Origin of the sequence: Parachryseolinea silvisoli (genome assembly GCF_021190955.1) — a bacterium.
GTDB lineage: Bacteria > Bacteroidota > Bacteroidia > Cytophagales > Cyclobacteriaceae > Ohtaekwangia > Ohtaekwangia silvisoli.
Map to the genome: position 1 here is coordinate 1794254 of NZ_JAIOAO010000001.1, position 13882 is coordinate 1808135.

Below are 13882 nucleotides of genomic sequence, written 5' to 3' on the forward strand. Positions count from 1 at the left end.
AAAATTGCAAGAATTGGTCGCCGCATCGCAACTGCCACCGGGCATAAACTTTATTATCTTTGTCGGTACATCGGTCTCCTCATGCCTCAGATCATCACACTTTACATTGTCTTATTATTTATCATCCTGGCGTTGGTCATGCTGGCCCAGCGCCTGAAGATTTCGTACCCCATCGTCCTGGTGCTCGGCGGACTGGCCATCAGCTTTGTTCCCGCCCTGCCCGAGATCTCCATTGATCCTGAAATCATCTTCCTCATCTTCCTGCCGCCGCTGCTCTTCGAAGCTGCCTGGCAAACCTCCTGGAAGGACTTCTGGAAATGGCGGCGCGTAATCGGCTCGTTCGCTTTCGGCATTGTGATCCTCACCGCGGGTGTAGTCGCCGTTGTTTCGGCTAACATCATCCCTGGCTTTACCCTCGCGCTGGGCTTCCTCCTGGGCGGCATCATCTCGCCACCCGATGCCGTGTCGGCCACCACTATCATGCGTGGTGTGCAGGTGCCCAAAAGGCTGGTCTCCATCATTGAAGGTGAAAGTCTGCTGAACGACGCCTCCAGCTTGGTAGTCTTTCGATTTGCCCTCGCGGCAGTAGCGTCCGGTACGTTTGTCTGGCAACAGGCGGCCGTCAGTTTTGTCGTAGTCATTGTCATGGGCACCATTACCGGCCTGCTCATTGCGCTCATCTTCTACGCCATCATCCGCTGGCTGCCCACCACGCCCAGCATGGACACAGTGCTAACGCTGATTGCGCCGTACACCATGTACATAACAGCGGAACATTTCCATGTGTCCGGTGTCCTGGCCGTGGTCAGCGGTGGTTTATTCCTCTCGAGCCGCCGGTACGAGATCATGAACCACATCAGTCGCCTGCAGGGAGTCAATGTGTGGAGTACACTTGGGTTTGTACTCAACGGCCTGGTCTTTATGTTCATCGGATTGGAGTTGCCCGTCATCGTCGAAGGTCTCGGCCCCGACGCACTGCCCAGCGCCATTCTATACGGACTCATCATTTCGGCTGTGATCATCATCACCCGCATCCTCTCCTGCCTCGGCGCCTCTGTCTTTACCGTGTTCATCAGCCGGTTTATTACCACCGCCGACAGCAGCCCGGGTTGGCGTATGCCGCTGGTTTTTGGTTGGGCCGGGATGCGTGGTGTGGTGTCGCTCGCATCGGCCTTGTCTATACCGTTATTGCTCAACAACGGTCAGGCTTTTCCCCAACGCAACATGATCCTCTTCATCACCTTCATGGTGATCCTCATCACGTTGGTGGTCCAAGGATTAACATTACCCGCCGTCATCCGTTTCCTGCATATCCCCGACCGGGACACCGTTATTACAGCGTCGGAACAAGAAGCTATCATCCAACGGAAGCTGAACGAAAAGACCCTCGCACTACTGAACGAACAATATACTTCGGATCTTACGCGGAATATACCGCTGCAAAATCTGCGGATAAATATCGAGAATGAGCTGCGTTTGTTGACAACGCAGGTGACACCGGAAATTGATGCGTTACCGGAAAGCGGGCATCGGTATCATACCATTGTTACCGAGCTGATCCAGCATAAGCGCGAGCTATTACACAAGATCAATCGGAAGGAGGAGTTTGATGAAGAGCTGGTGCGAAAGTATCTGACACAGCTGGATCTGGAAGAAGAGAAATTACGGCAGCGGTTTGGCCTGGAGATCCGAAACTAACATCGGGCACATAGACGCCTACTACCTATATTCAACATCATAGCAATCTGTAAGCGTAAAAAGCTTACCTTTTCGTTGAAAAAAAGTTCAATACTAAAGTCTCTGTACGCAACCTTTGTATGTCGATGTATATCAGCGGTTCCGGCGCATTTGATTCCTGGCTTAAAAAAGCAAAAAATGGAGATGAAACCGTTTGGAACGACTTGTACCGGGATTCAAAATCCATGATCAAAGACTTTGCAAAGCGGAATAAAGTTCCCAGCGAGTTAGTAAAGGACATCATGCAAGATAGTACGATTGCCTTCTACGAGAATATCATGGACGGAAAGTTGAAACAGCTTACCTGCAAACCAACATCCTATCTATATTCCGTTTTTCGCAACCACTGGCTGGCGCATTGCAGAAAAAACGGAACTGATTTAAACAGTCAGTTCGACATAGACGAGCTTGCAGACGAACTTACAGATGTAGACAGCCTTCCGACCATCAACTATGAGAAACACTTACAACTGGCCATCAAAAAGCTTGGTAACAAGTGTCGCCAGCTCCTGGAGCTTGTCGTGTATGCCGACGTGAATATGACGGAGGTTGCGCAGCGCCTTGGATATAAAGACGCCCATGTAGCGAGCAATCAGAAATATCGGTGTTTAAAAGAATTAAAAAAACTCGCCACTGGGTAAAATAATGTACCTAACCTTACCGTAAAGATTGTATGATCACCGAAGAAAATGAGACCGAGTGGATAGACCGTTTCCTGTCGGGAACGTTAGACGAAGCCTCGATCCGTATGGTGAAGCAACGCATGGAAGAGGAAGAAGGTTTCCGAGAAAAGGTGGCCTTACAACAGTCGCTAAACGAACAAATACGGCTGCACAATCGCCTGGAAATGAAGAAAAGACTAGCGGCGATTTCCGACGAGGGAAATTACCGGTGGATCTGGTGGGCGGCCGCTTCTGTGCTGATTCTGATCGCGGCCTATGGCGCCGGTAAATACTTGTTGGACAATCAACCGAAACAGCCGCTTGCAGCAACAACCTATATTGTGCCAGTACAAGAAATTGATAGCACAGCGTTGGGCTTCGGCAAAAACGCCGTTATACTGGACTCGCTGGTCATGCAGGTGATCATAGCACCCGCCAGCACCGCAAGCTACACCTTCTCGGATACGTTAATACTTTATTTACCCCAGCCATCCGGGAGCCCGACACAATGGACAGTATATTACCGCCCCGCAGACCAACGATATTTTCTAAAGGCCGATACGGTCGTATATCAACTTGAGAAGGGATTCAATCGTCCCCGTGAGCTTATAAAGGCCTCATTTTGAGTTGAGGGGTGCGGACTGCCAGATCATCCAGCCGGTTATGATATTGTCCTTGCTTTCCAGGATAATCCTATTCTGCCGGTACAAATGCATTTCATACCCTTGCGAAAAGACAAACGTTACATCTGCCGGCCTGTATTTCTTTAGCCATTCGCGAACGGTCTTTCCCTTCCACCGGTCTGCCGAAACCATGGAACCCGATGCCACGAGCTCCAGTTGCTGACTGGCCGTTTCAATTTTCACATACGAGAATCCCAATTCCTGGTAGTGATGCACGCTGACAGGATCCGGAAAAGGCAATGTAACGACAGGCTTAAACGCAGCCGGGCTTACCGGCCGATGATTGCCAAATGCAGTGGCCGGAGGAAGCGGCCTGGCTTTTGATGGCTGCGGCGCTGACGAAAAATAATCCTGAATCCATTCCTCCAGTCCCTCCCACCAGGAACGCTTGAGTTGTTGAAACAAGGCATAATTATAGTCTGACTGAAATGCACTGCCCTGCCTTGCTTTCTCAAAATCCAGGCCGGCGGCATCGAGCTGTTCATTACGCACGTAGGCAATACCCCGAACCAGGTAAGCATTGGCCGGCAACTCTCCTTCAGTGTACCGCTGCAATAGATCGATCGTACCGATCGATGCGGAGGGAACATTTTGCAGGGACTGCACCGTCGCTAAGTTTATATGGGCGGAAGCATATGTGTTATCCAGGTGGATTGCCTGCTGAAAATTTTCCTGTGCATGGCTCAAAAGTGCTTCGCGCGCAGTGGCATCCACCCTATCTCCACGTGTATGGATATTTAAAAGTCGGTTCACAGGATCCAGCTCAAACGGGTAGGCAAAGGCGGCCTGTTCGTCAACGAAATGCGTTGCTGCCTGTTGAAGATAACAGACACCGAGGTTATTATACATTTGCTGCGAAGGGAATTGGGTCAGCAGATATTTATAGCATCGCGCGGCTGAGGTATAGTCACCCTTTACAACTAAAAAACGCGCTGTCTCGACAAGGGGTGCCATGCGGGCAATCGCCGTTGCTTTTTCGCCAGCGATCGCTATACGATCTTGCCGCGACGGATAGCCCGGAACCTTCTCAGGCAGGTGATACGCCTGGTATATCTTTTCATAAAGCGCCGCAATAACCCGGTAGGTAGGATAGCCTGCTAAAAATCCCTGAAAGGCGCCGTGATAGTCGGCCTGTGACTCTATCATCGCGGTCTCCTTTTGCCGGTCTGTGGACACCTCGGCGAGGGGTTTGATCAGAAGCTGCGAGAAGCTCTCGGAAGATGTATGCCGAAGATAGTAGTGCGCCAGCTCGTGGCCCAGCACGCAGGCAAGCGCTGCGAGCGAGTCCGCACCAAAGCCACGACATAGGTCGTACACAGTCTCGTCGATCTCAACTACTCCGCCTACATACCGGGCGATCACGCGCTTTTTACTTTGTGTGGGAACCATGACAAGCGGTGGTTTCGGCATACTTCCCCCAAAGGAAGCAGCCACGGCGGTATAGACATTTCGGGCTGTAACAAATTTAAAATGCGACTCCGAAAGTCCCTGACCGGCAGCCTGGCCACCCATCAGTAGCAATATTATTCCCACCCACCGCGCTGACATTTTGCTTCTGTGTTTACACCATACATTATTGATCACTTCCCGATCATAACAAAGCCACCCCACAACGCCGGATGCGGATAGCGGCTGCGTATCCTTTGCTGCGCTTTCTGCAGTGCATGATGTTTTTCCAACCCTTTTAGCCAATATTCGTAGAAGTACGTCATCAGCTCGCCTGTAACCTGGTCGTTTACTTTCCATAAACTCATTAAGACTGCATCTGCCCCGGCAATGGTAAGGGCACGTTGCAAGCCATATACTCCCTCGCCGGATCTGATTTCTCCCAGTCCCGTCTCGCAGGCACTGAGCACTACCAATTCTGTTCCTGTCAAATCCAACCCGACTGCCTCGTAGGCCGTTACAACACCATCGTCGCCGGATAACGGCAGGCTACCCTTCTTTTCAAGTGTTTGCCTGGCACCGGCAAACAACAGTCCCGCCCGGAGCATAGGGTTATTGTCAGGATTTTTCTCAAAATATCCGTGGGTAGCGATGTGCAATACCTGCGGTGAAGAGATCGTCTTTAATGCTTCCTCACTGGCAGCAGTCTCCATGAATACTGTTGACTTTTTCCGCTTCTTTTTCAGCAGACGGGCAATACTTTCCACTTCCGCTTTAGTGGCCGGCAAGGGCGAACAATTATAGTCGCGCTCGCCTGTGTCTGCTACCAGTTCTCTCGGCAACGCAGCGTCTGTCACGGCAGCGACCCGATTTTGTTGCTCCGATTTTTTATCAAACGTTGGATAGCCGAAGAGAACGTACTCCTGCGAATTTACTTCGACTGGAGCCGGTAACAAACTTCTTAAACTGGGCACCATCCGAATGCTTTTCTCCTGCCCTGCATACATGCCGGTTTGCCTGTTGAGCAATGCCTCAAGGCTTACCAAATGATAGATCCCGTCTGCCGACACATAGACCGTCTTAACCCCGGCTAGTTTGTCTGCAACAGGCTTCCAGAACCATGTATAGGGATCGGCTTCGTAGGTTTGATTCCGAATGTCATCATGGTACGCCGGAAGGTATTTCGCTTCCATATCATTACCATTTTCCAGGAGTACGAGCGCGGGATCGTTTGCACCGGGTAGAATGATTAGGATTGCGTAAGCAACTGTATCCGAAAAATCGCGATTGGCTGTAAAGTCATATTTCAAAAAACGAATTATCTCGACTGCCGCTTCTCCCGGCCGCAACGCTTGCCCGATCTGACGCCAGTCGGTTTTTAACGATCTTGTGACGCGGGTAAAGGCCCCCGATCGCAACGCAATGTATTTTTCCAAGGAATCTGCTTTTGACTCGAGTGTCGCCAGCACTACTCCCGATTTCAAACGTTGTTCCGGTGATTGATTATAAGCATTTGCAATAGCTTTGCGCGCATCCTGCCAACGATGGTAAAAACCAGAGAAGGCCGGGTCTCTCTGAACTTGCCGTTGTATGCGGTGAAGATCAAAGAGCAACAGCGACTTTGTAAACAGTTGGATCTCGAGTGCATCTGCATAGTCCCCATACTGCACGGCAAAATTACGCGACAGATCAAAGTTTCGCCGAAGAGAAGCGTACATGCTATTTTTCTCTTTTTCCGACATAATCGGAAACATTTCGCGAATGCGCTTGTATCGAATCTCACGTGCCAGTCGAAAATGATTACGGGCGTCTTCCGTTGCACCTTGCGCCGCCCGCAACCTGCCCTGGTTATCGTGTGTAATGGCTATGTAGGGGTGTAACTCACTCACTTTCTCACGGTATATTTTTTGCGCTTGTTCAAAAAGCGGATCCGCTTCTGCATATTGGCCCTGCAAAAAATAATTGTATCCCAGGGAATTCAGGGTTAACGCGTACTGTGGGTGGCTTTCTCCCAACACCCGCTTCATACCCTCCACCGCCTGAAGATACAACGCCTCTGCTTCGCTATATTTTTCGAGGCTTTGATAATTATTGGCGGCATCCCGCAGGGTATAGACGTAGTCGGGAGTGTTCTCTCCGAATTGCTCACGGGTCAGCTCGATAAGCCCACCATAGAGCTCATAGGCTTCCTGTGGTTTTTTCATCATATCGTACAACACTGCCAGGTTTGCAAGCGATATGATATAGTCCGGATGCCGCCGCCCGAGCTTTTCTGCCCGGATTTCCAGTGCCCGCAGAAGCATTTTCTCGGCTTGTGCATAACGCCCTGTATTGGCGTAGAATGTAGCTGTGTTGCTGAGGGCAAGGCCATAGGACGCGTGATTTTCTCCAAACACCTCTTTTTTGAGCGCGAGAATCTTCAGGTACACTGGTTCGGCCTCTGTATGTTTACCGGCGGCATTATAGGATGCAGCAAGGTCCGTCAGGTGAATCAGGTATAAACTCGTGTTGGTATCCCGGTATCGCTCCGAAATTTGGAGGGCAGCCTGAATGGATCTTTCCGCCTTCTCATACTCACCACCTTTCATATATACCGATCCCAGCGCATCCATGCAGTTGGCATACTCCAGGCTGTCCATCGCAGAAAGCTGCTCGCGGTGCAACGCGATAGCTCCCTGAAGGATATTTTCTGCTTTTGCATAGTTCCCTATTTCGCGGCTGATATTCCCCCACTCCAGCAATATATTCCGATAAAAGGCAGTCTGCTGTTTGCGCGGTTCCGTTGTTGTCGCAATCTGCTCGAAGATCTCTTCCGCCGCCTGCAGGTGGCCCAGTGCCCGGTTCGAAAGGGCCAGGAGCCGGAGAGCTTGTGTATATAATGTGTCGGACGGGCGTTCATGTGCCCTGGCCACCAGATGTTCTGCTATAGTTTTCGCCTTATCGTAACCGCCAGCATTATATACACTATCAAACTGAGAAAAAGTGTATGTTTTGTTTTTATTAATAATATCTGGCTGCGCCTGCGCCAAAGCGGCCGTGACATTTTCGAACAAGGCGCTTATTACCAGTATGCGAACCGCAACAGCATATATTTTCATGGTACAGATAAAGGAGACGAATCAGTATCAAAATATAACGTTTTCCTCATCCATCAGCACGCAGAAAAAAAAATTCCTCAAAATGGTGATATCCCGCCCGGGAGATCATATACACCTGTAATTAAACCCACAAAGTTATGCATGTGAATTTTATGAAGTATGTCGGGCTGGTCCTGCTGTTGACCTGCGTCTGCCTGGAGAGTCAAGCACAAGTGTCCATTGCCAGGGTATGGGACCAAACCCTGGGCGGAACTGCCGATGACCGGCTATTCTGTCAAGTTGCTACGCCCGATGGCGGGTATTTGCTGGCCGGTGAATCGCGGTCGAATCCGCCGGGCGACAAATCAGAATTTGGTCGGGGTGCTGAAGATTATTGGCTGGTAAAAACAGACGGTAGCGGCACGAAACTATGGGATAAAACATATGGCGGCGGCAACATGGATATCTTACGCGCACTGGTTGCTGCACCGGACGGTGGGTATTTGTTGTGCGGCTATTCCACGTCGGGCGCCGGTTGGGACAAAACCCATGCGAACCTGGGTGGACGGGATTTCTGGGTCGTCAAAGTAGACGCCAATGGAAACAAGCTCTGGGACAAAACGTTGGGTAGTAGCGGCAGTGATATACTCTACGCCGCCACGATCACTGCCGACGGTGGCTTCTTGCTGGTCGGGGAGACCGATGCCGGCTCCGTTCGATCTACGGATTATCTGGCTATCAAATTGAATGCGTTGGGTACCACGGTATGGTCCAGAACATATGGCGGCAATGGTATTGATATTCCTTCGGCTGTACACCTTACATCCACAGGAGGCTTTTTGATCTCCGGCTATTCGGATTCCAATATCTCTGGCGAGAAAAGCCAGAACAGAAAAGGCAGCTTCGACTACTGGGTTGTCCGCATCATGTCTACGGGTACCAAAATGTGGGATCGGACGATCGGCGGCAGTGGCCTCGAGTTTTTACGGGCGGCTTGCATCACCCCGGCAGACGAGCTCATTATCGGTGGTATGTCGATGTCACCTGTCTCAAGTGACCGTACCACTGCTATTGGTGGTAGCGACTTCTGGATTGTCAAGCTCAATACCTCGGGCACCAAAGTTTGGGATAAATCATTTGGTGGCACCGGGTCGGATGAGTGCCGCTCGATTTCTAACACCCAGGATGGCGGATTTCTATTGGCCGGCACGTCCAGCTCAGGCGCTTCGGGTAATAAAACAGAGCCCAATCTGGGAGGTAACGATTATTGGGCGGTAAAGACCGATGCAAACGGCAACCTGGAATGGGACAAGACGCTGGGTGGCACCAGCGACGACAACGCTCAGGTGGGCATACAAACCACCGACAATGCATTTCTACTGGGAGGCTGGTCTGCATCCACTATATCGGCCACAAAGTCCGTGAACAGCAAGGGGCTGGCCGATTTCTGGATCATCCAGATCCAAGAAGATACCTGCTCAGCCTTAGTCCTCGGTCCGGACTCGCTGTCGACGGCCCAGGTATTGGCGACCTATTCACAGGCGCTTGCCGCCACCGGTGGACATACCCCTTATGCTTACTCGCTGCTTACAGGCACATTGCCTCCGGGTATTTCCTGGGACGCCGTCACGGGCATACTAACCGGTGTACCCGATAGTGCGGCAAGCTACCCCCTGGTATTTATAGTGACCGATTCTCTTGCCTGTACCGACACTACAGCCTATATATTGGAGGTACAACCCGACACGGACAGCCTCGGTCGCACCGGAAATCGCTCCCGCATAAACGCCACCCACGCTATACCGAACCTATCGCTTTATCCCAACCCGGTGGATGAATCCTTCACGATTCAATGGAGAAGCAGCGCTTCCAAACAGAAAAATATCATCCGGATTTATAACGACCACGGGCGAAAAGTATTCGAGCATTCTGCGCTGGATTCCAGTGGAGAGAATCAGCCGACACGTTACCCGGTATCTCATCTACCTCCTGGTATATATACAGTTGTTATTCAGAACGAAGGAAAACAACAAACACTAAGAATGATCAAACGCTGATAACGCTGTGCTTTCTGCTACTGGTAGCGATCGCCGGTAATCCTCCGCGGCAGCAAGGACCTCTTGCTTGCTCCGCGGAGCTCCGGCGGCAGCATGGCCCCTAACAAATACACCATGAAAAAAAAGAATGATTTCAAACAAAATGCCCAGGACATTACTTCCAAGGCTGCCGTCACCAAAAATCGCTTTAAGCAAAACAGTACGAGCATGGGCACATCAAAAGCTGTCAATACGGCCAAAAAGTTTGCGGTGAACAAACAGGACATGCTGGGAGGAGATCCCAATAATCCCAAAAAGCAAAAAAGAGGTCCTACGTTAACACCTTAACCCTAACAAATCACTGTATGACGCTTCTATATCCAATCACCCGCCGGCAATGGTTGAAGAACCGGGAGAAAGGGCTATCGAATTACACGCTTCACGAGGTAACGAAAGCTGTAAAAAGAATAAACAAAAAGCTCACATTCTTAAACAAGAGTCACGATTCATTTCTGACTGACAGTGATGTGGTCAATACGACGATCAAACGAAATGTATATAAGAACGCCGTATTGCTACGATGCATCCTCTCAATTCTGTTCGTGCTTCTCGTGCTGGCGGAATCGTTCATCAACTACGAGAACATGGAAATATTCATTATGCCCGGAGAAATTGGACTTCGGGCCCTGCTCATGCGAACGGTCACTGCCTTTATACTGACAGTGGTCAGCATCGTTTCGATGCACATGGTATTTGAAAATGCCTTTCACCACTGGCTCGAAAGCGACAAGATCAAATACAACTTTCCGGATACCCTGGAGATTTCCGTGAGCTCGAAGGTCACCCATCACGACAGCAGCCGGATTGCTTTTCTGATTATCTGCACAGCCGTCATGCTGGGTTGCCTGTGGACAATTTACATCTTCGCCGAAAAAAGGGCCGCCGTCATCGAGGCTATCTCCCTGAGCCGTACTAACACTACAGGCGTATCACCACTAACACTGGTGTCACTGATACTTCCGTTCATCGGCGGCATGACGATGTTTGTCATCAAACGAAACCACAACATTGTAGCTGCCTATAACGCCATGACGCGGTATCGGATCAGACTGGACCTAGACAAAAAACGGAAAAATCATTTGATCGATATTTTCTCCATACGGCGGGCCAAAACTTTGAATGAAGAGATTGCCCTGACATTCCGAAGAGTGAACAGATTCAAAAATTACCTGGAGGCCATTAACCACACCCTGCAACGAAAGAATAATAAGGAGCATCCTTACCAGGTCCACGGACTAGCGCACACGGAGGATCAGAACATATTAAAGATCTTCATTCTAAAAAGATTAGAGCCCGAGACGCTACGATTGAATGGTGAGGCACATTCCTCAAATACCTGATTCAGTATGAAAATAAAACACCTTGCGCTGAACATACTCTTACTCTTAACGCTCAGCGGCTGCCCAAAGCTTCAACCTGAAAAAAAGAATATTGTTTGTCTGATCGATTTCTCGAGCAGCATCAATAGAGAACGTGTATTAGCATACGCAGACGGCATCAAAATGATCCTGTCATCGATGGGCCCGAACGACAAACTCATGGTATACCCCATCGACGCCGGCTCATTGACGGACCGCGTCACCATCATGTTTGAGGATTTTCAGAACGCAGACGGCGAATATGGAATGACCTTCAAAAATTTACAGATCCCAGATTCCGTACGTCCACCATTCAAAAAGAAGGGAGAAGATGGTATCACGGCAACGGCCACCATGCCCAGGCGAGTGAAGGGATATTTAAAGGTTATCTCACCGCTTATTGAAAACAGGCTGGACTCTTTGCGGAGGGTCAGAAGAAAATACAATCGCGAATCTGATCTCCTGTCGGCGATCTACAGCGTAAAAGACGATTTCGTCAAAGAACAAGAGGAATCCTGGATGCCCGGAGAGCGGACAATCAATTACCTGGTCATTTTTTCCGACCTCGTCCAGGAAAGCGACATGGTCAATTTCAACAGCAAACGCATGTTGGAAAAAAGTGACTACAATGCCATACTCCAAAAGCTCAGGACAAATAACCTCCTCTGTAATCTGCAAGGGGCAAAGATACTGGTGTACGATGGCCACTCCAACGTGTCTCAGAACGCCATGGCCAAAATAAGAATTCGCGAATTCTGGGAATGCTACTTTGCTGACACCACGGTCAATGCATATGCTCATTCCATGAAATATCAAAATAGCAGCTCGATGGATGAGCTACTCCATGTTTTAAGAAATTATTGACCTACAAAAACCATGAAGGAAATACTACGAAATATCGCCAGACCCTACCTATTTTTACTACAGGAAGGCAGCTTGGCAACCCTCCTGGCACTGCTATTAAGTGCAACGTTATATGGCTATTATTACCAGATTCCCGCGAAAGATTTCCTTTCGCTGACAACCGACTATATCTCTAAACTACACGACCCCGTTGTGGTACTTTTCCGAATCGCATCATTTCTTTCCATATTCACGTTGTTACACGTTGCCTTCTCAAAAAGTTTTCTCCGCTTTGCAAACAATACGTTTTTCAATTGGTTGTCGTTTGTTACGCTTTTATATTTTTTATTCTCGACATCGGCTACCGCTTTTTACATTTTTGTCGGCATCGGCGTAATTCTATTGACCTATAAATATCTCATTACCGGAGGAGACTTTGTCTATGATTTTTCGAGCACGCCATTTGGTGACGCCCGCTGGAGCAGGCCGAGTGAGTTACGGGACGCTGCGCTTGTCCAGGAAGATGGTCTTATACTGGGGCGCGATCCAGAAACCGGAGAGGTGATAGGATTCAAAGGTGAAGGTCATATTCTGACCGTAGCGAAAACGGGTGCCGGAAAAGGAGTGGGTGTCATCGTACCGAACTTGTTGCAGTACAGTGGCAGCGTGATCGTGGTCGACCCCAAGGGTGAGAATTTTATCCGATCGGTGTACGCACGCGTGAACCGATTCGGTCAGGAAGTTTGCCTGATCGATCCTTTCGGAGAAGTATATAAGCAAATTCAACGGCAGCTGAAGAGAATCGAGCGGATCGAAAAAGATGGAAACATGACTAAAAACCTGCAGGATATAAAAACATTTTATACCAACCTGCAGGACAAAGTTAATCCACCCATAGAAGGAAAAGCTGCGCCAGGGGTGTATAATAAGGGATTAAATCCACTGCAACTGATCGAGAATCTTGTTGCCACCAACAACTACGCGGAAGTATTTGACCAGGCTAATGTGATTGCCAACATGCTTGTCATGAAAGCAGGCGAACGAGATCCTCACTGGGATGAAAAAGCCAAGATGATCATAAAAAATGTCATCGTTTTTCTCTGCTTGCACGAGCGCTGCCACCACGAACCCAAAACATTGGTTACTGTACGAGATTTAATCTTTGAAATATTTGAAGATGACGAAAGCATGGCGGGTTTCAAGAATGCCTGTCTTACAGGAGAGTCATCGAAATACCTGAGCAAAATTGGCTCGGAGATCTCCCTCATGGCGGGCGAGGAGCGCATGTCTGTTCTATCGACTACATTGCGTCACCTGGAATTTCTGGACTCCCCCCTGGTTTATGACAATGTGAGCAGAGCCGATGTAGACCTGACGGCGATTAAAAAAAATAAACAGTCTATCTACCTCGTTCTACCTGCGAACAAACTCGATGCCTACAGCCGCTTAATGAGGCTGTGGGTGTCTTCTCTTATTAACGCAATATCGATTAGCCCGGAACCGCCGGTAGAACGGATTCTGATGATCGTCGATGAAATGGCACAACTCGGAAAAATGGAACCGTTGCTGCAAGCCGTAAGCCTACTCCGCGGGTATGGACTTAATCTGTGGATGTTCTTTCAGGACATATCCCAGCTCACCAGCATCTATGGCAACAACCAATGGAAGACCTTCTCTTCCAACGCCCGTGTGCAACAGTTCTTTGGCATTTCCGACGCCGACACGGCCGAATACATTTCCAGGCTTTCCGGCATGACCACGGTGATCACACGAACTGAAAGCATAAATTCCGATGGTGGTGGATTGGGGGGTAATGGCACATCGCATTCCTACGCAGCACAGGAAAGAAGACTGTTATATCCAGACAAGCTATACCGAACCAATTTACAATTTTTATTTGTCGAAGGACTTTTTCCCATCAAAGCCCGTAAGATCAAATTCTTCTCCGACGGGTTATTTCAACCCGGAGAACATTTGCCGTTTCCCATGCGTGAAGAATTGAAGTCGTTTTTCTAATCCCGGCCCCGCCTGCCATGAGCG

The 13882-nt window shown here is 49.4% G+C and carries 10 protein-coding genes; 8 read left to right on the forward strand and 2 right to left on the reverse strand.

The features are described 5' to 3' along the window. The first annotated feature begins 81 nt into the window (after positions 1–81). The 3 genes from K7P01_RS07460 to K7P01_RS07470 all read left to right on the forward strand — a co-directional run bounded on the left by K7P01_RS07460 (position 82) and on the right by K7P01_RS07470 (position 3025). The gene (locus K7P01_RS07460) at positions 82–1698 is read left to right on the forward strand and encodes a Na+/H+ antiporter (protein WP_267291425.1); all 1617 of its coding nucleotides are present in this window, start codon (positions 82–84) and stop codon (positions 1696–1698) included. A gap of 119 nt (positions 1699–1817) precedes the next feature. Next, positions 1818–2378, forward strand: a complete 561-nt coding sequence (locus K7P01_RS07465) for an RNA polymerase sigma factor (protein ID WP_267291427.1) — start codon at positions 1818–1820, stop codon at positions 2376–2378. A 32-nt stretch (positions 2379–2410) separates the two neighbouring features. Beyond that, positions 2411–3025, forward strand: coding sequence for a hypothetical protein (locus K7P01_RS07470; protein ID WP_267291429.1), 615 nt, complete (start codon positions 2411–2413; stop codon positions 3023–3025). On the opposite strand, the gene K7P01_RS07475 is transcribed toward K7P01_RS07470, so the two are convergent. After that, on the reverse strand, positions 3017–4630 hold the full coding sequence (locus tag K7P01_RS07475) for a M48 family metalloprotease (RefSeq protein ID WP_267291431.1): 1614 nt from the start codon (positions 4628–4630) through the stop codon (positions 3017–3019). The two genes, K7P01_RS07470 and K7P01_RS07475, sit on opposite strands and share 9 nt — an antisense overlap. Before the next feature lie 32 nt (positions 4631–4662). After that, complete coding sequence (locus K7P01_RS07480) at positions 4663–7566, reverse strand: CHAT domain-containing protein (protein ID WP_267291433.1); 2904 nt, start codon at positions 7564–7566, stop codon at positions 4663–4665. A 137-nt stretch (positions 7567–7703) separates the two neighbouring features. On the opposite strand from K7P01_RS07480, the gene K7P01_RS07485 reads away from it, so the two are divergent. The 5 genes from K7P01_RS07485 to K7P01_RS07505 all read left to right on the forward strand — a co-directional run bounded on the left by K7P01_RS07485 (position 7704) and on the right by K7P01_RS07505 (position 13858). Next, on the forward strand, positions 7704–9602 hold the full coding sequence (locus tag K7P01_RS07485; protein WP_267291435.1) for a T9SS type A sorting domain-containing protein: 1899 nt from the start codon (positions 7704–7706) through the stop codon (positions 9600–9602). 114 nt (positions 9603–9716) lie between these two features. After that, the gene (locus K7P01_RS07490) at positions 9717–9929 is read left to right on the forward strand and encodes a hypothetical protein (RefSeq protein ID WP_267291437.1); all 213 of its coding nucleotides are present in this window, start codon (positions 9717–9719) and stop codon (positions 9927–9929) included. A 17-nt stretch (positions 9930–9946) separates the two neighbouring features. Beyond that, a complete protein-coding gene (locus K7P01_RS07495) occupies positions 9947–10981 on the forward strand; it encodes a hypothetical protein (RefSeq protein WP_267291439.1) in 1035 nt (344 codons plus the stop codon). 6 nt (positions 10982–10987) lie between these two features. Continuing rightward, the gene (locus K7P01_RS07500) at positions 10988–11863 is read left to right on the forward strand and encodes a hypothetical protein (RefSeq protein ID WP_267291441.1); all 876 of its coding nucleotides are present in this window, start codon (positions 10988–10990) and stop codon (positions 11861–11863) included. Between the two features lie 12 nt (positions 11864–11875). Next, positions 11876–13858 (forward strand): type IV secretory system conjugative DNA transfer family protein, encoded by a 1983-nt coding sequence (locus K7P01_RS07505; RefSeq protein ID WP_267291443.1) that lies wholly within the window; start codon positions 11876–11878, stop codon positions 13856–13858. The last annotated feature ends 24 nt before the right edge of the window (positions 13859–13882 follow it).

Excerpts from the sequence above, each read along its gene's own strand:
- K7P01_RS07460 (WP_267291425.1), top strand. The coding sequence starts at position 82 with ATGCCTCAGATCATCACACTTTACATTGTCTTATTATTTATCATCCTG.
- K7P01_RS07465 (WP_267291427.1), top strand. The coding sequence starts at position 1,818 with ATGTCGATGTATATCAGCGGTTCCGGCGCATTTGATTCCTGGCTTAAA.
- K7P01_RS07470 (WP_267291429.1), top strand. The coding sequence starts at position 2,411 with ATGATCACCGAAGAAAATGAGACCGAGTGGATAGACCGTTTCCTGTCG.
- K7P01_RS07475 (WP_267291431.1), bottom strand. The coding sequence starts at position 4,630 with ATGTCAGCGCGGTGGGTGGGAATAATATTGCTACTGATGGGTGGCCAG.
- K7P01_RS07480 (WP_267291433.1), bottom strand. The coding sequence starts at position 7,566 with ATGAAAATATATGCTGTTGCGGTTCGCATACTGGTAATAAGCGCCTTG.
- K7P01_RS07485 (WP_267291435.1), top strand. The coding sequence starts at position 7,704 with ATGCATGTGAATTTTATGAAGTATGTCGGGCTGGTCCTGCTGTTGACC.
- K7P01_RS07490 (WP_267291437.1), top strand. The coding sequence starts at position 9,717 with ATGAAAAAAAAGAATGATTTCAAACAAAATGCCCAGGACATTACTTCC.
- K7P01_RS07495 (WP_267291439.1), top strand. The coding sequence starts at position 9,947 with ATGACGCTTCTATATCCAATCACCCGCCGGCAATGGTTGAAGAACCGG.
- K7P01_RS07500 (WP_267291441.1), top strand. The coding sequence starts at position 10,988 with ATGAAAATAAAACACCTTGCGCTGAACATACTCTTACTCTTAACGCTC.
- K7P01_RS07505 (WP_267291443.1), top strand. The coding sequence starts at position 11,876 with ATGAAGGAAATACTACGAAATATCGCCAGACCCTACCTATTTTTACTA.